The organism is Frankia sp. AiPs1, from assembly GCF_023716945.1.
Classification (GTDB): domain Bacteria; phylum Actinomycetota; class Actinomycetes; order Frankiales; family Frankiaceae; genus Frankia.
Genome location: NZ_JAMQQF010000075.1, coordinates 1 through 18,538, shown reverse-complemented (window position 1 = coordinate 18,538; position 18,538 = coordinate 1). Strand labels below are relative to the sequence as shown.

The following is an 18,538-nucleotide window of genomic DNA, read 5'->3' as shown; positions in this document are numbered from 1 at the left end:
AGCCAAGGGCGGAGGCAGCGGCGGACCCGGTGGCGGACGCGGCGGCCAGCGGGCCGAGCCCGACCGCGAGGACGGTGGCCGCCGGCAGTGCCCCCAGGGTCGCGAAGCGAACGGTCTCGCCGACCTTCCCGGTCGCGCCAAGCGAGGCGAGCACCGCGGCGAGCCGGCCGCCCAGCGCCGCGTCCACCTCGGCAGCGCCGCCGGTCACCAGAAGGCCGTTCTCGCTCGATGCGGTGCCGATCACCACCGCATCCGCCTCGAGATCGACTAGTGCTGCTGAGCTGGGCGCGATGCTGGTCATGCGGTGAGCGTATTGAACGACAAGCCCGGTGGACGCCCCCCGGGGTGCCGCGACCCGTCCGGCGCCGATCCTTCGCCGGTCACCGCGCTCCCGACCGCGGCGACACTAGGCTGTCCGCCATGGCAGACCTGCGTCGATCTCCGCTCTACGGCCGTCATGTCGATCTCGGCGCGAAGATGTCCGGCTTCGGGGGCTGGGAGATGCCGATCGAATACGCCGGACGCGGAGTGCTCGCCGAGCACGAGGCGGTCCGTGGCGCGGTGGGAATCTTCGACGTCAGCCATCTCGGCAAGGCGGAGGTGGTCGGCGCGGGCGCCGCCGAGTTCGTCAACGCCTGCCTGAGCAACGACCTGGGCCGGATTTCCGCCGGGCAGGCTCAGTACACGTTGTGCTGCGCCGAGGACGGCGGGGTCGTCGACGACCTGATCGCCTACCTTTTCGCCGCCGAGCGGGTCCTGCTCGTGCCCAACGCCGCGAACAACGCCGAGGTCGTCGCCCGCCTCGCCGCGGCCGCCCCGGCGGGTGTGTCGGTCACCGACCGGCACACCGGGTTCGGGGTGCTCGCCGTGCAGGGCCCCGCGGCCCCGACCCTGGTCGCGGCCCTCGGCCTGCCCACCGACGGGGCGTACATGAGCTTCGTCGAGGCGGAGTGGAAGGGCCGCCCGGTGATCGTCTGCCGGTCCGGGTACACCGGTGAGCGCGGCTACGAGCTGCTGCCCCGCTGGGACGACACGCCCGCGCTGTGGGACGCGCTGTTCGCCGCGGGGGAGGGCCTCGGCGCGTCGCCGGCCGGTCTCGGCGCCCGCGACACCCTGCGCACGGAGATGGGGTACCCGCTGCACGGCCAGGACCTGTCGCGGGAGATCACGCCGGTGCAGGCCCGGTCCGGCTGGGCGGTCGGCTGGGGCAAGGAACGGTTCTGGGGCCGGGAGGCCCTGCTCGCCGAGCGGGCCGCCGGGCCCGCGCGCCTGCTGTGGGGGCTGACCTCGACCGGCCGGGCCATTCCGCGGCCGCACATGTCCGTGACCACGGCGGACGGCGAGCCGATCGGCGAGGTCACCAGCGGCACCTTCGCCCCGACGCTGCGCCAGGGCATCGGCCTGGCACTGCTCGACCGCGGCGTCGCCGAGGGCGACACCGTGAACGTCGACGTCCGCGGCCGCCCGAGCCCCATGACGGTCGTGCGCCCCCCCTTCGTCCAGTCATCACCCAAGTAGGACGGTCGGCAGGGTCATCGCCATGATGATCAGGGTCACCATGGTGGTGAGTTCGATGATCGCGCCGAGCATGTCGCCGGTCAGGCCGCCGAAGCGGCTGGTCAGATAGCGGCGCAGGGCCACCGAGAAGGCGATTCCGAGGCAGACCGCGACGACGGCGCGGACAGCCCGGCTGGCGTCCCCGCCGTCGAAGTCGAGGCGGCCGGCCAACGCCGCCACGGCGCAGACCCCGACGACGGCGAGCACCGCGTCCCGGGTGCGGACCGTGCCGGCCACGAGCGCGCCGAGGCCGTCCGGATGGGCGGGTGGGGTCCGCCCGGTGCAGGCGAGGGTCGCGGCGAGCCGGCCGGTCATCACGGCGACGAGGATCGAGACGGTGCCGCGGTGCACGGTGATGGCGGCGCTGAGCGCCGCGACCTGGAGCAACACGACGAACACGACGCCGATGACGCCGAAAGCACCGATCGTCGACTCGCGCATGATCTCCAGGGCGCGGTCCCGCCCTCGCGCCCGCCGCGCGCCGAGGCCGTCGCCGAGATCGGCCAGGCCGTCGAGGTGCAGGCCTCGGCTGGCCAGCGCGAGGACGGCGATGCCGACCGCGGCGGGTAGCAGGCTCTGGTTGCGGTGGCCGGGCGTCCCGGTCGTGACCCGCAGGGCGACCACGACCACGGCGGTGGCCAGCCCGAGGACCAGGCCCACCAGGGGGGCCAGCGCCATCGCCCGGCCGGCCAGTCGCCGGTCCAGCCGCTCCGGCCCGCGCAGGGGGAGCGCCGTGAGCAGCGTGAACGCGGTTCTCGCCGCCACCATCACGTGACGTCGACCGCCGCGTCGTCGAGGGCGTCGAGGCCGCTGGCCTCGGACTTACCGGTCACGCCGGCCTGGTCGAACGTCGCCATCTCCGCCAGTGTCGCCTGCGCGGCGCGCACCAACGGCACCGCCAGCAGGGCCCCGGTGCCCTCGCCCAGGCGCAGCCCGGCGTCGATCAGCGGTGTGAGCCCGAGCGCGCCCAGCGCGATCGCCTGCGCCGGTTCGGGCGAGCGGGTGCCCGCCACCCACCACTGCCGGGCGCCCGGCGCGATGCGTTCGGCCGCCAGCGCCGCGGCGCAGACGATGACGCCGTCGAGGATGACCGGGGTCCGCCGCACGCCGGCCTGCACCAGCAGGCCGGCGAGGGCCAGCAGGTCCGCCCCGCCGACGACCCGCAGCAACGACAGCGCGTTGCCGGCGAACGGCCGCCCGCGCCGCATGGCGTCCCGGATCGCGGCCGTCTTCACCATCCAGCGGCGGTCGTCGATGCCCGTGCCCCGCCCGACCACCTCGATGGGCTCGCGGTCACCCAGCAGCGCGACGATGGTCGCCGCGGGGGTGGTGTTCCCGATCCCCATCTCCCCGGGGACGAGCAGATCCGCACCCGCGTCGATCTCCTCGTCCGCGATGAGCCGGCCGACGGCGAACGCCCGCTCGGCCTCGGCCACGCTCAACGCGTCCGTCCGGTCGATCCGTCCGCTCGAGCGCCGCACCCGGTAGCGGTCGGGCGGCGCGGTGCCGTCGACTCCGCCCACGGTGGTGGGCCGTGGGGTGTCCACGGCGACGTCGACGACCCGCACGGCGGCCCCGACCTGGCGGGCGAGGACGTTGACCGCCGCCCCGCCGGCGGCGAAGTTCGCCACCATCTGGGCCGTCACGTCGCTGGGGAACGCGGACACGCCGAGCTCGGCGATACCGTGATCACCCGCGATCACGATCGCCCGGACCCGGGCGAAGGGCCGCGGGGGACAGGTCCCCTGTACGCCGGCGAGCCAGATCGACAGCTCCTCGAGCCGGCCGAGCGCGCCCGGTGGCTTGGTCAGCTCGCCCTGCCTGCGCCGGGCCGCCGCCATCGCGTCGCTGTCCAACACCGGGACGACGGGAACGACGCCGCTAGCGTCTTGGGAATCCACGAGGTCCTTACTACCTGATCGGTCTCGGGGAGCTGGCACCCCGTCTCCACCGCGGCAGTCCATGCCGGCCCGCGGCGGGGCGGCAGGGCGGCGCCGAGCGGGCGGCAGGGCGAGGCGAGGCCCGAGCCGGGGGCCGAGCCGGGGTCCGAGGCGAGGTCGGAGCCGGTGGTCGGAGCCGGGGTCGGGGTCGGAGCCGGCGGTCGGATTGATCCCGGAGCCGCGGAGCAGCGGCAGAGGATGCGGACAGCGGAGTCGATCGGATACGTTGCGACATATGTCGGTCCCGGACGATCCGTTTTCGGATCGGATTCGGGCGGCTGGCTCGGGGCCGGCCCGCGGTGGGCTGCCGGTCGCGCGCGAACGGCGGGTGTTTCTGAGCCATACCGCGGAACTGCGCCGGTTTCCACGGGAGCGGTCGTTTGTCGCCGCCGCCGAGCGGGCCGTCGCGCTGGCCGGCGACCGGGTGATCGACATGGAGTACTTCGGCGCCCGGGACGCCGATCCGGCCGACTTCTGCGTACGGACGGTCCTTTCCTCCGACGTCTACCTGGGGCTCATCGGATTTCGTTACGGCTCGCTGGTGACCGGACGGCCCGAGACGTCCTACACCGAGCTGGAGTTCGACACGGCAACCCGGGCCGGGATGCCCCGCCTGGTGTTCCTGTTGGATTATCTCGCCGAGGTTCCGTTCGGTGAGTTCGTCGACGAGACCCACGCGGAACGGCAGAAGGCGTTCCGCAGTCGGCTGCGCGAGTCCGGCATCATCACGGCCGATTTCCGCGGTGCCGGCGATCTTGAGACGGCCGTCCTCGACGCCTTGGTGAAGCTGCGGGAGAGCCAACGGCGCGTGGCCCGAGCGGACGAGGCCGGCCAGGCCGCGGCCGGCGGCGCCACGGGGACCCCGGGCGCGGGCGGCCAGCGCCGTCCGTGGATGCTCCCCGGCGACCGGGACGACCTCGTGCCCCGTCCGGCACTGACCTCGGTCGTGCTCGCCGAGGTGCTCGCGAGCGCGGCAGGCGGGCCCGGCGCAGCAGGCGCCGTTCTGGAGCCCGTCGTGCTGCACGGCACCGGCGGGATGGGAAAGACCACGCTGACCCGCGAGGTGTGCCGGCAACCGGAGATCGCCGGGGCGTTCGGCGGCGGGCTGCTCTGGGTCACCATCGGGGAGACTCTCGACGGCGCCCGGCTCGCGGAACGGATCAACGATCTGAGCGAGACGCTCAGCGGCGTCCGGCCAACCCTCGCCGACCCGGAACAGGCCGGCTTCCACCTCGGGACGCTGCTCGGTGACGAGTCCCGGCTGCTGGTCGTCGACGACGTGTGGAACCCGGCCCAGTTGCAGCCGTTCCTGCTGGGCGGGGCGGGCACCGTCCGGTTCGTCACCACCCGGCTGCGGGACCTTGCGCCCAGGGCGCGGATGATCGAGATCCCGGCGATGCTCCCCGCCGAGGCGTTGGCGCTGCTGCTGCGTGACCTCGGCGAGCAGGCGCCGGAAGCGGCCGAACGGCTGCTGGGGGTGACCGGACGCTGGCCGGTGCTGCTGCGCCTGGTCAACCGCGCGCTCGTGCGGCATGTCCGTGACGGCATGAGCGCGACGCGGGCCGCCGAGCGGGTGCTGCGCCGAATGCGCCGGCGTGGCCCGACCGGGCTCGACGTCAGCCGGGCCGCGCAGCGCACCGAGGCGGTCGAGGCCACCCTGGCCGCGAGCCTCGGCCTGCTGACCGGCCACCGCCTGGAGCGCTACCTGGAACTCGCGGTCTTCCCCGAGGACGTCGAGATCCCGCGCCGGGTGCTCGACGCCTACTGGGGGGCCACCGGCGATCTCGATCCGGACGAGGTCGACGACCTCTGCCAGGAGCTGGCGGACCTCTCCCTGGTCGTCGCCTACCGCAGGTCGCCGCCCGCGCTGCTGCTTCAGGACGTGCTGCGCACCTACCTGCGGGTCCGGGTCGGCGAGGACCGGCTGCGCGAGTTCGAGGCGGTGCTCTGCGACGCGCTGCGCGACACCTTCCTGCCCGCCCGGCCCGACACGGTCGCCGTGGCCGTGGCGCCGAGCGAGCCGTGGTGGCTGCTGCCGGAGTCCGCCGACTACGCGTGGACCCATCTCGTCGGCCATCTCGTCGGCGCGGGCCGGACGGCCGAGGTCGCCGCGCTGGTCCGGGATCTACGCTGGACGCTGGCCAAGCTGCAACGCCCGCAGCTCGGCCCGGTCGCCGTCCAGGCCGACCTGGCCCTGGCGGCGACCGTCCTGCCGGACGAGCCGGTGCTGGCCGCCCTGCGCCGCGCCGTCCTGCGCAACGCCCACCTGCTCGCCCCGACCCACCCGCCGGCCTCCCTCGGCGCGGTTCTGCTCAGCCGCCTCGACGGCAGCCCCGATCTCGACGATGCCCGGTCCGCCCTCGCGGCCCACGTCGCCACGCCTCGGCTGACCAACCGGTGGTCGCGTCCGGACCAGCCGCATCCGGCGCTGCGGCGAACCCTCGGCGGCCATCGGCGCTGGGTCGACGGGCTCGCTGTCGCCCCCGACGGACGGATGTTGGTCTCCGCGGGCAGTGACGGCACCGTGCGGCTGTGGGAGGTGCCGGACGGGCGGGGCCAGACGGTGCTGACGGGCCACGACGGCGCGGTGCTCGACTGCGCGTTCGCGCCGGACGGCCGGGCGGTCGCCTCCGCCGGGGCGGACGGCACGGTGCGGACCTGGGCGGTGCCATCGAGGCGACCGGCCGCGTCGCAGGTGCGGCGTGGCCACGTCGGCGGTGTCACCGCCTGCGCGTTCGGCCCGGACGGTGCCGTCCTCTCGGTCGGCGAGGACGGGAGCCTGCGCTGTTGGGATCCGCGCAGCGCGGCCTGCCTGCTCGCGGTCACCGTCGCCGACGTGGCGCTGCGCTGCTGCGTCGCGGCCCCGGACGGCGGCTGGATCGCCGTCGCCGGGGACGACGGCGTGATCCGCATCCTCGACCCGCCGACCGGGCGGCAGGCGACGATGCTGACCGGCCATGTCGGACCCGTCCTGGCGCTGACGGTCGCGCCGGACGGAAGCTGGCTGGGCTCGTCGGGGGAGGATGGCACGTTCAGGCGGTGGTCGATGCCCACGGGCCGACCCATCGGAACGATCCGGGAGGACTTCGGCGCGATCCGGGGCGCCGCGGCCGGCCCGGACGGCCGGCTGTTGGCGACGACGAGCCGGGAGGGCGTGATCCGACTGTGGGACGCGGCTGCGGGACTTCATCGGGCCGACCTGTCGGGCGCGGTCGGCAGCCGCGCCTGCGTCCTCTCGCCGGACGGAACCTGGGTGGCCGCCGCTGACCGGTACGGCGTGATCCGGTTGTGGGCCACCACCGACGTCGACCTGCCGAAACCGTCCGCGGGCGGCCGGGACGAGCCGATGCGCGGATGCGTCGTCGTGGCCTCCCACGAGCGTGGCGTCGCGCCGCGCGTCGTCGCCTACTCCGACCACGGCACCGCGGCCGCGTGGGACCTGGCGACCGGCGAGCTCACCGGCACCGCCGTCGCCGGCACTGTGGAGATGGCTCGCGGGGTCGAGGCGAGCCCCGACGGGGCCTGGGTGCTCGTGCCCGAGACGCTCACCGCGCTGCGCCGGTGGGATCCGGTGACGGGCGCCGTGGGGGGGACACTGACGGCCGACGCCGAGATCAGCAGCTTCGCCCTCGACCCCACCGGCACCTGGGCGGTCGCCACCTGCATGGACGGGACGCTTCGGCGGTGGGACGTGGCGTCCGGGCTCCTAATGCCGGGTCCACCTGCATCCCGGGGCTCCGCCGAGGCCTGTGCCGTCAGCCCGGACGGGCGTTGGATCGCCGTGGGCGGGGAGGACCGGAGCGTGCGGCTGTGGGAGGCCGCGACCGACCGGCTGCACCGCGAGCTCGCCGGGCACACCGGCACCATCCTCGGAGTCGCGTTCTCGCCCGACGGCAGGCTGCTGGCCTCCGCGGCGGCCGACCACACCGTGCGGGTCTGGCCGGTCGACCACGACACGTCCGTCGTCACGCTGACCGGTCATCTGCACACCGTCCGCTGCGCGCGGTTCTCGCCGGACGGGGCATGGCTGGCCACCGCGGGGGGCGACGGCGCGCTGCTGGTCTGGGACGCGACGACCTGGACCTGCGCCGCGGTGATGCGCTTCGACGGCGGGGCCCGGGACTGCGTCTGGCTACCGCCCGGGCTGGGCGGCGGGCTCATCCTGGCCTGCTCGGCCGGGCTGTACCGCTACGACCTGGACACCTGACCGGCGGGCTCGGCGTCCGCGACGGCCGCGGAGCTGGTGGCCCGGGCGACTCCGACGATCACCCGAGCGTCGTCGCTGACCAACCAGCGGAGCCCGTCGACGACGATCTCGACGCCGGGCCGCTCGCGGGCGAGGCCGACGGTCCCAGCCGGCAGGGACGCGAGGCGCATGCGGATCTCGTCGTCGAGCTCCTCGTCGGTGGCGCCGTGGAGGTGGAGAATCCGGTCGAAGGAGGTGCGCGCCCGGCTGGACAGGTAGACCGTCGCCGGGTCGATGGCCGACGGGACGTCGAGGCGAGCCACCGGCGCACCCGGGGCGGGCGGATCGCCGGCCGCGTCGCGCAGGTACCCCCGACCACTCCGGCGCCGGCGAAAACGCGACGGCACACCTGCGCGCACCTGGGCCCAGGTGCGTTCTCTGTGCACGGTCGAGTACTCGGTGACGGCCGTGCCCTCCGGGGTCAGCACGACGCTGTACCCGTCCCTGGCCAGCCGGACGAACCCGCGCGCGGACACCGTCCGAGCGGAACGCACCAGGAATTCCTCCAGCATCGACCGGATCTGCGCCTCGGCGGCCTCGTCGGATCCGCCGTGATGAAAACGGAAGGAGTCCCTTGCCCGCAGGGACACCCCGATCTCGTAGGCCTCGTCCGGACCGAGGTCCAGGGGCGTCGACGGAGGTGCGTCGATCCGCCGGGCCGTACCCGGCCGGCCACCAACGATTTCCGGTGCCACTGCGGCCGATCGACGTACGAAGCCGTCGCACCCGGGCAGGCGGCACCAGCCGTCGGCGTGACGGGTCAGGTTCCCGCACTTGGCGCCGTCCGAGTGGTAGCGCGCGCAACACCGGTCCGGCCGTTCATGACGCATCCGCACATAATGCATCACCCACAGCTCGGATCGGCGCGGCAAGCGCAGCTATGTCGTCCGCACTGCCCGGGGACTCGGCTTTGTTCGGGGACGCAGCCGGACCGGGGTGCCCGCGACGACCTGCCACACCTCGTCGGACGCGGCGGCCAGCTCGGCGTTGAGGCGGCCGAGGGCGTCGCGGAAACGGCGGCCGTCGGCCGTCGACGGCACCACCCCGGAGCCCACCTCGTCGGTCACCGCGACCACCCGGCGCGCGGTGTGCCGCCACGCCTCGACCAGCTCGCCGGCCCGCCTCGCCAGCTCCGTCGGGTCGTCGAGCAGCGCGGCGACCCACAGCCCGACGCCGTCGACGAGCAGCGGCGGACCGGGCGAGCGCAGCAGCGGCACCAGGTCGAGGGTCTCCACGGTTGTCCAGGCGGCCGGGCGGCGGGCCCGGTGCGCGGCGATCCGCGCCGACCATTCGGCGTCGGCGTCGGCGGGGTCGGGGGGCGCCGAGGTGGCGACGTACACCACCGCAGGCTCGGCGAGCAGCCGGCGCTCCGCCTCGGCGGACTTCCCCGACCGAGCCCCGCCAGTGATCAGCACCCGGTGCGGCGGGGGCGTCGCGGCGGCGCCCGCGAGGTGCGCGGTGGGAGCCGGAGTCTGGAGGTGGGGGAGCGGGGCGCGGGGCGTCAGGTCGAGGACGGCGCCGTCGCCGGGAGCCTGCGCGCCCAGCAGGGCGAGCCGGCGGGCCAGCTCGTCCCCGGGTGGGTTGCGGTGGCTGAGGTGGACGGCGAGCACCCGGGTGCCGTCGACCACGGCGCCGCGCCGGCGCAGCTCCGCGACGAGTTCGGCGAAGGAGTCGAGGTCGAGGTGCTCGCCGAAACCCGGCCGGTCCCCGTTGTTCTCCTCCAGCAGCACCACGTCGTACGCCCGGTCGGTCACCGCGGCGAGCGTCGTCGCCGGCAGCGGGGCAGCGGTGTCGCAGCCGTAGAGCAGCCGGCCGCCGTCGGGCGCGGTGACGTCGTAGAGCACCGCCGGGCCGATGCTCGCGTCGCCGTGCCGGGCGGCCAGCGGGCGCACCAGGTACACGGCGTCACCCACGCCGAGGCGCAGCGGGTCGTCCTGCGGTGACCCGCCGCCCGCCGTCGCCGGGACGAACCGCAGGGCGGAGCCATCCCGGGCCGGGTCGGCCCCCTCCCAGCGGGTCAGGAACTCGCGGCACACTGCCAGTGCCGCGGGCGGCCCGACGATGTCGAGCGGCCGACCGGCGGCGGACGACCACGACCGCCACATCAGGCTCTCCGGACCGAGATGGTCCGGATGCGCGTGGCTGATCAGCAGATGGCGCAGGCCGGAGAGCCGGACCCCGAGCCGGGCGGCGGTCCGCGGCACATCGGGCCCGCAGTCGATCAGCAGGGTGTCGTCGACGAGCACGGCGGTCTGCCCGCGGACCTCGTGCTCCCGGGCCCAGGCGCAGGAGGCGCAGTCGCACCACGGGTTCGGCCAGCCGTCCGCCGAACCCGTGCCGAGCAGCGTCACCCGCATCGCACGGCCCCCGTCACCGCGCCGGCCCCCGTAGCAGCCGGTACCGTCGCCGCCGCGTCCGGATCACACGTGCGGGTGGCGCTTGCGCTCCCACCGGGTCATCAGCGCGAGCACGGCCGCCAGCAGGAAGATGGCCACGAAGGTGACAATCACGGCAGCCCACCAGGCCAGGGGCGGGTCGTGCTCCGCAGACTCGGCGGCGAAGGCTGCGGCGTTGTAGACGGTCGTTCCCACGCGGGTTCTTCCTCCTCGACCGGATGTACCGGATGTACCGGATGTGCGCTCGACGTCGCACGTCGTTCCGTGTCCTGCCGGGGCTGACGTTACCGGCGTCGTGGACATCCTGACGCGGGTGCCCGGGCGCGCGCCAGTGGCGTGCGGCACGCCACCGCCGGTCCGCTCGGCCGATCCGCCGCGGAGTATCGGCCCTGGCGAGGGGTGGCGTCGGGCGGCGCGCTGGTCCGGGGCGCCGCGCCGACGCGGGGCACACGGTTGGATGGGTCCACCGGTCGACCGATCGGGCGATCGCGCAAGGCGGCTGGCCGACTCGGGCCGCCCGGCTGAAGGGACCCACGCATGACCTGGACCTGGCGTTACGAAGGCGACGACGGAACGATCGTCACGGTCGGCGGCGCCTCCAGCTCCGAATCCTTCACCAGCCAGGGTGACGCCGAGACCTGGATCGGGGAGACGTGGCGCGATCTGCTCGCGGCCGGCGTCCTGCAGGTCACCCTGCTCGACGCCGGACGGCGCATCTACGGCCCGATGAGCCTGCGTCCGGTCACCTGATCCGAGCCGAGGCGCGACCTCGCCGAAGGCCGGTCTGCCCGTGGGCACGACCCGGCCACGCAGATGCCGACGATGGTCCGGGGCCGGCAGCTCCTCACGCGATCGCAGGAGTTGGACCGGCGCCGAGGCGGTTCCGCGGCCCATCGTGATCCGCGCGCGTTGCCAGTCCGCCAACCCGCCAGCCGATCAGGGTGTCACCCCGGGCTGATGGCCTCCGGTCAGACCCTCACCGTGCACCCCACCCGACGGGTCAGAACATGGCGTAACCAGGGCATCGCTCGCGCGTGGGAAATGTGCCGTGGCTCGATCGCACGTGCGCGCCCGCCGCGAGTCCAATTCTGGTCGTCCCTGTTGACAACTTTCTAGCTAACGTTGTTAGCTAGAAATGAGGCTAACAGTGTTAGCCAATCCGTCGCCCGGGAGGTTCAAGGCTCATGGCCGAGCAGCGTGACCAGTCGTCGTCCAGTCCCACCGGCGCGCACTACCTCGCGCCCGGTTGGTTCACCCGCAACGTGGCCAACCGCCTGGTGGCGCTGGTGACCCGGGCCGGTGTGAGCGTGCTGGGCAGCCGGGTGCTGGAGGTGCGCGGCCGGGTCAGCGGCCAGCCGCGGCGGACTCCGGTGAATCTGCTCACCCACGAGGGGCGGCAGTATCTGGTGTCCGCTCGCGGCCACGGCCAGTGGGTCCGCAACGTCCGCGCCGCGGGCGGTGAGCTTTATCTGCTGCGGGGGCGCTCGCGTACGCTCTATCACGCCGACGAGCTGGACCCGGCGCACAGCGTCGCCGTGCTGCGGGCCTACCTGAAGCGATGGAAGGCCGAGGTCGGCGCCTTCTTCGACGGGATCGGGCCCGAGTCCACCGACGAGGAGATCCGCCGGATCGCTCATCGCCATCCGGTCTTCACGCTGACCGCGCGCTGACCGGTCGTCTCGTCGTCCCGGCGCCGCACAGGAGAGGGGACGGGACGGATGGGGACGCCGCAGGGTCCGGGCGGGCTGCCGTTGGCGCGCGTCGCACCCCGGCCCGTGCTGGCGCCGCCCTCGCCGCGGGTCGGTGAGATCATCGCGGTCGCGCGGGAGGTGCTGGAGAAGGAGGGCGCCGCGGCGCTGACGATGCGCCGGCTCGGCGAGCTGCTGGGCATCCGTGCGCCCTCGCTGTACAAGCACCTCGCCGGCAAGTCCCAGCTCGAGGTCAGGCTGGTCGACGCCGCCCTGGTCGAGGTCGGCGACCTGCTGCACGGCGTCGTCGACCGCGCCGACGCTGCGAGCGTGCTCGGCGACCTGCTGGCCGCCTACCGCGCCCACGCCCGCGCGCACCCGAACCTCTACCGGCTGGTCACCTCGGGCCCGATGCGCCGCGACCAGCTCACTGCGGGGGTGGAGGACTGGGCGGGCGAGCCGTTCTACCGGGCCACGGGGGAGCCCTACCTCGCGCAGGCGCTGTGGGCGGCGGCGCACGGCACGGTCATCCTCGAACTCGACGGTCGGTACCTGCCGGGCTCCGACCTGGATCGGACCTGGGCCGCACTGACCGCAGCCTTCAGCCGACCCGTCGACGGCGCCTGATCCCGTGACGGCCTCGATCCCCGCCTGCTCGACCTCCGCCTGCTCGACCTCCGTCGGCCGCCCACCGTGCGCTCGATGGCTGTCTACTCACCGGTCACCTTGATCGCGCCCGGCGGCGGCCTCAGCCGCGCTGGATGACGTCGGCGAGGACGTCGTCGATCCGCTTGAGCAGCGCCGGGTCGAGGGTCACCCCGGCCGCCTTGACGTTCTCCCGCACCTGCTCCGGCCGGGAGGCGCCGATGATCGCCGAAGCCACGTTGTCGTTCTGCAGCACCCAGGCGACGGCGAGCTGGGCCATGCTCAGGTCGGCGTCCGCGGCGATCGGGCGCAGCTGCTGCACCGCGGTCAGGACGTCGTCGTGGAGCAGCCGAGCGATGAACGTCGCGCCGGTCCCGCCGGTGGCGCGGCTGCCGCTCGGCGGCGGCTGGCCGGGCAGGTACTTGCCGGTCAGCACGCCCTGCGCGATCGGCGACCAGACGATCTGGGAGATGCCAGCCTGCTCGCTGGCGGGCACCACCTCGGCCTCAATGGTGCGCCACAGCATCGAGTACTGCGGCTGGTTGGAGATGATCCGGTCCAGACCGAGCTCGCCGGCGATCCGCACGGCGTCGGTGATCTGCTCGGCGGACCACTCGGAGACCCCGATGTAGAGCACCTTGCCGGCGCGGACCAGGTCGTCGAAGGCCCGCAGCGTCTCCTCCAGCGGCACCGTCGGGTCGTACCGGTGTGCCTGGTAGACGTCGAGGTGGTCGGTGCGCAGCCGGCGCAGCGAGGCGTGGGCGGACTCGATGATGTGCTTGCGGCCGAGGCCCCGGTCGTTCTCGCCGGGGCCGGTCGGCCAGTAGACCTTGGTGAACAGCTCGTAGGACTCCCGGCGCACGCCGTTCAGGGCCTCGCCCAGCACGCTCTCGGCGCGGGTGCCCGCGTACACGTCCGCGGTGTCGAAGGTCGTGATGCCCTCGTCGAAGGCGGCGCGCACGCACGCCGTCGCCGCGTCCGCCTCGATCTGGTCACCGTGGGTGATCCAGTTTCCGTAGGAGATCTCGCTGACCGACAGGCCGGTGCGCCCCAGGCGCCGATGCTTCACATCCCAAACCTACGACGGGTCCCACCCCGGAGGGGGTTCACCCCGCAGCGATCGGACCGGACGGGTCCTTGTCGCGGCCTATCCGGGATGTCGGCAACGATGCGGGTGCACCCGGTCAGGACCGCGAGTCACCGCGGGCCACCCTCGGCCGGGGCAGCCGCCACCGGCGCGGGAGCAGGGCCCGCTGCGCCGCATAGGCGCGCACCCGCACCCGAGAGTCCGGGTAGCGCTCGGCGACCTTGCGGCTCACCTGCCAGGAAAGCACGATCGAATCGACGACGACCGCGATGATGCCCAGCAGCATCAGCAGGGTCGCGGCGAGCCGGATGACGCCGTTCGGGATCAGCCCACCGACGAAGTAGACGACCGCGGCCATCAGGAAGAACGGCCCGACGGTGAGCCGGGTGTCGACGAGGTCGCGGGCCAGCACCCGCTCCGGGGTCCGCTCGCGCGGCGGCAGCCGGCTGACGTCGCCGGACATCATCGCCGAGCGGTACTCCTGGCTCTGCCGGCGCCGGGCGGACTTGGCGTCCTGGCGGCTCGCGCCCTTGCCTGCCGGCGCGGCGGTCTTGCCGCGGGCGGCCCGGGCATCCGAGCGTTTCGGCGTGGGCCGCCCCTTCGCGGCGGTGCGCCGCGGGTTGGCCGACGGGTCCTGCTCGTCGAGTTCGATCTCCTCGGCGAGCGGTTCGGCGTCGGCCTCGGCGGAGCCACGCCGCTTCAGCAGGGCCATCAGGGCAGAGCCAACATCTGATCGAGTGCCTTCCGAGCAAAGGTGGCCACGTCCCGGTCGACGGAGATCTGGTTGACCGTCTCGCCGCGGACGAGTGACTCCAGCGCCCAGACGAGGTGCGGCATGTCGATCCGGTTCATGGTGGAGCAGAAACACACCGTACGGTCCAGGAAGACGATGGTCTTGTCGGGGTGCCGCTTCGCCAGCCGCTGCACGAGGTTCAGTTCGGTGCCGATGGCGAACGCCGAGCCGGCCGGGGCCGCGTCGACGACGGAGATGATGTATTCGGTGGAGCCGACCAGGTCCGCCGCCGTGACGACGTCCCGGCGGCACTCCGGATGCGCCAGGACGGTGACGCCGGGGATGCGGGCGCGCACCTCGTCGACGCTGTCACGGGTGAAGCGCCCGTGCACCGAGCAGTGCCCACGCCAGAGGATCATCTTCGCCTCGCGGAGCTGGCGGTGGGTCAGTCCGCCGCCGGGCCGGTGCGGGTCGTAGACGACGCAGTCCGCCTCGGTCATCCCCAGCTCGCCGACGGCGGTGTTGCGCCCGAGGTGCTGGTCGGGCAGGAACAGCACCTTCGTCCCCCCGCGCTCGCCGAACGCCCACTCCAGCGCCCGCCGGGCGTTCGAGGACGTGCAGATCGTGCCGCCGTGCCGGCCGGTGAACGCCTTGATGGCGGCCGAGGAGTTCATGTAGCTGACGGGGACGGTGTCCGCGGCGACGCCGGCGTCGAGCAGGTCGTCCCAGGCCTGCTCGACCTGCTCGGCGGTGGCCATGTCGGCCATCGAGCAGCCGGCGGCGAGGTCGGGGAGGATGACCCGCTGGTGCGCGCCGGTGAGGATGTCGGCGCTCTCGGCCATGAAGTGCACGCCGCAGAAGACGATCGCCTCGGCCTGCGGGCGCGCGGCGGCCTGCTGGGCGAGCTTGAACGAGTCGCCGGTCACGTCGGCGAACTCGATGACCTCGTCGCGCTGGTAGTGGTGCCCCAGGATGAAGACCCGGTCGCCGAGCGCGGCCTTGGCGGCGGCGGCGCGGGCCGCGAGGGTGGGATCGGCGGCCGGCGGCAAGTCGCCGGGGCAGTCGACGCCACGTTCGCTCGCCGGGTCCGACCCGCGGCCGAGCAGCAGCAGGGCCAACGGCGACGGGGCGACGCCCACCTGCGCGAGGGCCGGATCCCGCCCGAGGGTCGGATTGATCGTCATGGCGCTCCTCTGGTCGACCGGCCCGCAGCCTGGCCGCCTGGTCGTCCGCCGCCGACCGACCGGCGATCCGCCGGGGGTCGACCGCGAATGGTCGATGAGACTCTAACTCCCCGCGGCCATCGTATGCGGAGCTCCGCCGCTCGGGCGCCGGCTTGTCCGGGCCGTTCAGCGTGGTTCGGCCCGGTTCGGCCTGCTTCGACGCCGTTCCGGGCGCGGACGTGAACGTGGTCACGAGGGTGCCCCGAGGTGATCGGCGTCTCGTGGCTCGCAGTTGGGTGCCATGGCCCGGCTCCGTTGACATCGCTACGATGGGAAGCGGATCCCGTCCCATGGTGTTGGGCATGAACGTCGGCGCAGACGCTGTGCCGTGCCCGGGGCGTCGGCCGAGGTGACTCGGCTCCGCCGCGGGCAGTACCCGACCGGATGCAACCGACCGGAAGCGCAGTACCCGACCGGAACCAGTGATGCCTGGCACCTCAGGCACGTCCAGCAAGGGCAGGAGTAGTCCTTATGACCGTTCAGGACACGACGGAGACCGCGACGCAGTCCTCGACCGTCAACCTCACCGAGACGGCTGCCGGCAAGGTCAAGAACCTGCTGGAGCAGGAGGGCCGGGATGACCTCAAGCTGCGCATCGCGGTGCAGCCCGGGGGTTGCTCGGGCATGCGCTACCAGCTCTTCTTCGACGAGCGGTCCCTCGACGGCGACACCGTCCTGGACTTCTCCGGTGTCAAGGTCGTCCTCGACCGGATGAGCTCTCCGTACCTCGGCGGCGCGACGATCGACTTCGTCGACACCATCGAGAAGCAGGGCTTCACCATCGACAACCCCAACGCGCAGGGCTCCTGCGCCTGCGGGGACTCGTTCCACTGATCGACGCAGCGGCCTACCTGGGCCGTCGTCGGCGGTCGCCCGCCAGCCCTGGTGCATTCCTCTCACCAGCGGCATGGAGGCTGTCACCGCCTCCCGCAGGCACCGCCGGATAGTTTCTGCCGGAGCAGCCCGGCTCGACCCCACCACGGTCGGGCCGGGCTTCTTCGTCTTCCCTGGCGGGGGCGGGGGCTGTTCGGGACCGCCGCAGGTGCCGGTAGGCTCCACGATCGTGCGTATCGCCGTGACGGGTTCCATTGCCACCGACCACCTCATGCGCTTCCCGGGCCGGTTCGCCGAGCAGTTGCTCGCCGATCAGCTCCACAGCGTGTCGCTGTCGTTCCTCGTCGACGAACTCGTGATTCGTCGCGGGGGGACCGCGGCGAACATCGCGTTCGGTCTCGGTCAGCTCGGCCTGCACCCGGTGCTCGTTGGTGCCGTCGGGGAGGACTTCGCCGAGTACCGTTCCTGGCTCGACCGGCACGGAGTGGACACCACTACCATCCGGGTCAGTGAGATCGCGCACACGGCTCGTTTCGTCTGTACCACCGACGAGGACCTCAACCAGATCGCCTCCTTCTACCCGGGGGCGATGAGCGAGGCCGCCGAGATCGAACTCGGGCCGATCGCGGACCGCTTCGGCGGGCTCGACGTTGTGATCATCAGCCCGAACGCGCCGGACGCGATGGTGCGTCACAGCCGGGAGTGCCGTGAGCGCGGCTACGCCTTCGCCGCGGACCCGTCCCAGCAGTTGGCGTTGCTGGCGGGCCCGCAGATCCGCGAGGTCGTCGACGGCGCGGCCTACCTGTTCTGCAACGAGTACGAGAAGGCGCTGCTGGCCAGCAAGTCCGGCTGGAGCGACGCGGAGATCCTGGCGAAGGTCGGCGTGCGGGTCACCACCCACGGCAAGGACGGTGTGGTGATCGAGGCGCCGGAGAGCGACCCGATCCGCGTCCCCGTGGTGCCTGCTCGGGCCACCCCGGACCCGACGGGTGTCGGCGACGCGTTCCGTGCCGGCTTCTTCGCCGGGCTGTCCTGGGAGTTGCCGCTCGAACGCGCCGCCCAGGTCGGCTGCCTGCTCGCCACCCTGGTGCTGGAGACCGTCGGCACGCAGGAGTACACGGCTGAGCCGTCCGACATGCTCAAGCGGATCACCGAAGCCTACGGAGCCGACGCGGCCGCCCAGATCGCCGAGCACCTGCCCGCGGGCTGAACCGACGGGACCGGCTGAACCGGCAGGATCGGCTGAACCGACGGGACCGGCTGAATCGACGGAACCGCTGGCCGCTCGATCAGGCCAGGCGGCGGATGACGAACTCCTCGCCGCCGGCCGGCAGCGGGCGCGCCGCCACCAGTTCCTGACCGCGCAGCCGGCACCAGGCCGCCACGTCCGGGCCGGCCGCCGGGTCGTCCGCCCAGAGGGTGATGGTGCCGCCGGGCGGCACCGATCCGAACGCCCGGGCGAGGTCGATGATCGGCAGCGGGCAGCGTCGGCCGCGCGAGTCGACCCGCTCCGCCGGCGCTGTGCTGTCCCGCTTGGGGTCCATGCCGGCGTCCGCCGGCCCGTCGGTGGTCATCGCCTGTTCCCCCTCTCGAGACCCTGAGCGGGCAGATCACGAGCCGGTCCGGGCCTGTTCGGGCCGGGCCGGGCGTCGGCGGATCCGGGTGACGTTCGCGCCCGTCGTCCCGGGCCTGCCGTCCCGATCCGGCCGGCCGCAGGTCGCGCCGTCCCGGGCCGTCCGGTCACAGGCCGCGCCGTCCCGGGCCGTCCGGTCACAGCCCGTCCGCTCCCAGGCGTGCCCGCACGGCCCGCACGGCGCCGGGCAGAACGTCGAGAAGGGCGTCGAGATCGGTCCGGGTGGAGTCGCGGCCGAACGACACCCGCAGGTTCCCGTGGGTCAGCGCGCCCATCGCAACCAGCACGTGGCTCGGGGTCAGGGTGTCGGAGGTGCAGCTCGACCCGGAGCTGACCGCGATGCCGGCCCGGTCCAGCTCGGTCAGCAGCGCCTCGCCCTCGACGTACAGGCAGGAGAACGCGGTGATGTGCGGCACGGTCGGGGCCTGGTCCGGATCGCCGAGCAGCTCCACCCCGTCGACGAGCTCGGGCAGCCGGCGCCGCAGGTCGCGGACGTAGCCGGCCAGCCGCGGGCCCTCCGCCGCGAGTTCCGCGGTGCGGGCGGCCAGCGCGGCGG

General features: G+C 73.7%; 18 protein-coding genes. 7 read left to right on the top strand and 11 right to left on the bottom strand.

What is annotated here, in order from left to right; genetic code table 11:
* Nucleotides 1-301, bottom strand: a 301-nt coding sequence (locus tag ND748_RS10350) for a M17 family peptidase N-terminal domain-containing protein (RefSeq protein WP_285901892.1), incomplete at its 3' end; no start/stop codon positions are given.
* A gap of 119 nt (nt 302-420) precedes the next feature.
* Here ND748_RS10350 and gcvT point away from each other — a divergent pair.
* Entirely contained in the window at nt 421-1,518 is a 1,098-nt protein-coding gene (gcvT, locus tag ND748_RS10345) for a glycine cleavage system aminomethyltransferase GcvT (protein ID WP_251745459.1), read from the top strand.
* On the opposite strand, the gene ND748_RS10340 is transcribed toward gcvT, so the two are convergent.
* Nucleotides 1,507-2,325, bottom strand: a complete 819-nt coding sequence (locus tag ND748_RS10340; RefSeq protein ID WP_251745458.1) for an adenosylcobinamide-GDP ribazoletransferase — start codon at nt 2,323-2,325, stop codon at nt 1,507-1,509. The two genes, gcvT and ND748_RS10340, sit on opposite strands and share 12 nt — an antisense overlap.
* On the bottom strand, nt 2,325-3,458 hold the full coding sequence (gene cobT / locus ND748_RS10335; protein WP_251745457.1) for a nicotinate-nucleotide--dimethylbenzimidazole phosphoribosyltransferase: 1,134 nt from the start codon (nt 3,456-3,458) through the stop codon (nt 2,325-2,327). Before cobT ends, ND748_RS10340 begins: the two co-directional genes overlap by 1 nt.
* A 367-nt stretch (nt 3,459-3,825) precedes the next feature.
* On the opposite strand from cobT, the gene ND748_RS10330 reads away from it, so the two are divergent.
* Complete coding sequence (locus tag ND748_RS10330; RefSeq protein WP_251745456.1) at nt 3,826-7,704, top strand: NB-ARC domain-containing protein; 3,879 nt, start codon at nt 3,826-3,828, stop codon at nt 7,702-7,704.
* Here ND748_RS10330 and ND748_RS10325 read toward each other — a convergent pair.
* From ND748_RS10325 to ND748_RS10315, 3 genes are all read right to left on the bottom strand, one after another.
* Nucleotides 7,686-8,438 (bottom strand): hypothetical protein, encoded by a 753-nt coding sequence (locus ND748_RS10325; RefSeq protein ID WP_251745455.1) that lies wholly within the window; start codon nt 8,436-8,438, stop codon nt 7,686-7,688. The genes ND748_RS10330 and ND748_RS10325 overlap by 19 nt on opposite strands.
* A gap of 183 nt (nt 8,439-8,621) precedes the next feature.
* Nucleotides 8,622-10,100, bottom strand: a complete 1,479-nt coding sequence (locus tag ND748_RS10320) for a bifunctional adenosylcobinamide kinase/adenosylcobinamide-phosphate guanylyltransferase (protein WP_251745454.1) — start codon at nt 10,098-10,100, stop codon at nt 8,622-8,624.
* Between the two features lie 63 nt (nt 10,101-10,163).
* On the bottom strand, nt 10,164-10,334 hold the full coding sequence (locus ND748_RS10315; protein ID WP_251745453.1) for a hypothetical protein: 171 nt from the start codon (nt 10,332-10,334) through the stop codon (nt 10,164-10,166).
* A gap of 342 nt (nt 10,335-10,676) precedes the next feature.
* On the opposite strand from ND748_RS10315, the gene ND748_RS10310 reads away from it, so the two are divergent.
* The 3 genes from ND748_RS10310 (at nt 10,677) to ND748_RS10300 (ending at nt 12,454) form a co-directional block, all read left to right on the top strand.
* Nucleotides 10,677-10,889 carry a hypothetical protein gene (locus ND748_RS10310; RefSeq protein ID WP_251745452.1) on the top strand — a complete coding sequence of 71 codons (213 nt, stop codon included), beginning with the start codon at nt 10,677-10,679 and terminating at the stop codon, nt 10,887-10,889.
* Nucleotides 10,890-11,323: 434 nt separating this feature from the next.
* Nucleotides 11,324-11,809 carry a nitroreductase family deazaflavin-dependent oxidoreductase gene (locus ND748_RS10305; protein ID WP_251745451.1) on the top strand — a complete coding sequence of 162 codons (486 nt, stop codon included), beginning with the start codon at nt 11,324-11,326 and terminating at the stop codon, nt 11,807-11,809.
* Between the two features lie 48 nt (nt 11,810-11,857).
* A complete protein-coding gene (locus ND748_RS10300) occupies nt 11,858-12,454 on the top strand; it encodes a TetR/AcrR family transcriptional regulator (protein ID WP_251745450.1) in 597 nt (198 codons plus the stop codon).
* A gap of 121 nt (nt 12,455-12,575) precedes the next feature.
* Here ND748_RS10300 and ND748_RS10295 read toward each other — a convergent pair whose 3' ends face one another.
* The 3 genes from ND748_RS10295 to nadA form a co-directional block, all read right to left on the bottom strand.
* Nucleotides 12,576-13,541 (bottom strand): aldo/keto reductase family protein, encoded by a 966-nt coding sequence (locus ND748_RS10295; RefSeq protein ID WP_251745449.1) that lies wholly within the window; start codon nt 13,539-13,541, stop codon nt 12,576-12,578.
* A 115-nt stretch (nt 13,542-13,656) separates the two neighbouring features.
* On the bottom strand, nt 13,657-14,271 hold the full coding sequence (locus ND748_RS10290) for a DUF3043 domain-containing protein (protein WP_251745448.1): 615 nt from the start codon (nt 14,269-14,271) through the stop codon (nt 13,657-13,659).
* On the bottom strand, nt 14,271-15,476 hold the full coding sequence (gene nadA, locus ND748_RS10285; protein ID WP_251745447.1) for a quinolinate synthase NadA: 1,206 nt from the start codon (nt 15,474-15,476) through the stop codon (nt 14,271-14,273). Before nadA ends, ND748_RS10290 begins: the two co-directional genes overlap by 1 nt.
* 510 nt (nt 15,477-15,986) lie before the next feature.
* Between nadA and erpA the strand changes: the two genes are divergently transcribed.
* On the top strand, nt 15,987-16,349 hold the full coding sequence (gene erpA / locus ND748_RS10280; protein WP_251745446.1) for an iron-sulfur cluster insertion protein ErpA: 363 nt from the start codon (nt 15,987-15,989) through the stop codon (nt 16,347-16,349).
* Between the two features lie 229 nt (nt 16,350-16,578).
* Nucleotides 16,579-17,559 carry a carbohydrate kinase family protein gene (locus tag ND748_RS10275; RefSeq protein ID WP_251745460.1) on the top strand — a complete coding sequence of 327 codons (981 nt, stop codon included), beginning with the start codon at nt 16,579-16,581 and terminating at the stop codon, nt 17,557-17,559.
* A gap of 79 nt (nt 17,560-17,638) precedes the next feature.
* Here ND748_RS10275 and ND748_RS10270 read toward each other — a convergent pair whose 3' ends face one another.
* Complete coding sequence (locus ND748_RS10270; RefSeq protein ID WP_251745445.1) at nt 17,639-17,923, bottom strand: sulfurtransferase TusA family protein; 285 nt, start codon at nt 17,921-17,923, stop codon at nt 17,639-17,641.
* 196 nt (nt 17,924-18,119) lie between these two features.
* Nucleotides 18,120-18,538: aminotransferase class V-fold PLP-dependent enzyme (locus ND748_RS10265; protein WP_251745444.1), on the bottom strand; the 419-nt coding region annotated here is incomplete at its 5' end.

Bases quoted from the DNA above. Each gene is read 5' to 3' on its own strand.
- ND748_RS10270 (WP_251745445.1), bottom strand. From the start codon at position 17,923: ATGACCACCGACGGGCCGGCGGACGCCGGCATGGACCCCAAGCGGGAC.
- ND748_RS10290 (WP_251745448.1), bottom strand. From the start codon at position 14,271: ATGGCCCTGCTGAAGCGGCGTGGCTCCGCCGAGGCCGACGCCGAACCG.
- ND748_RS10300 (WP_251745450.1), top strand. From the start codon at position 11,858: ATGGGGACGCCGCAGGGTCCGGGCGGGCTGCCGTTGGCGCGCGTCGCA.
- ND748_RS10305 (WP_251745451.1), top strand. From the start codon at position 11,324: ATGGCCGAGCAGCGTGACCAGTCGTCGTCCAGTCCCACCGGCGCGCAC.
- ND748_RS10340 (WP_251745458.1), bottom strand. From the start codon at position 2,325: ATGGTGGCGGCGAGAACCGCGTTCACGCTGCTCACGGCGCTCCCCCTG.
- ND748_RS10320 (WP_251745454.1), bottom strand. From the start codon at position 10,100: ATGCGGGTGACGCTGCTCGGCACGGGTTCGGCGGACGGCTGGCCGAAC.
- erpA (WP_251745446.1), top strand. From the start codon at position 15,987: ATGACCGTTCAGGACACGACGGAGACCGCGACGCAGTCCTCGACCGTC.
- gcvT (WP_251745459.1), top strand. From the start codon at position 421: ATGGCAGACCTGCGTCGATCTCCGCTCTACGGCCGTCATGTCGATCTC.
- nadA (WP_251745447.1), bottom strand. From the start codon at position 15,476: ATGACGATCAATCCGACCCTCGGGCGGGATCCGGCCCTCGCGCAGGTG.
- ND748_RS10310 (WP_251745452.1), top strand. From the start codon at position 10,677: ATGACCTGGACCTGGCGTTACGAAGGCGACGACGGAACGATCGTCACG.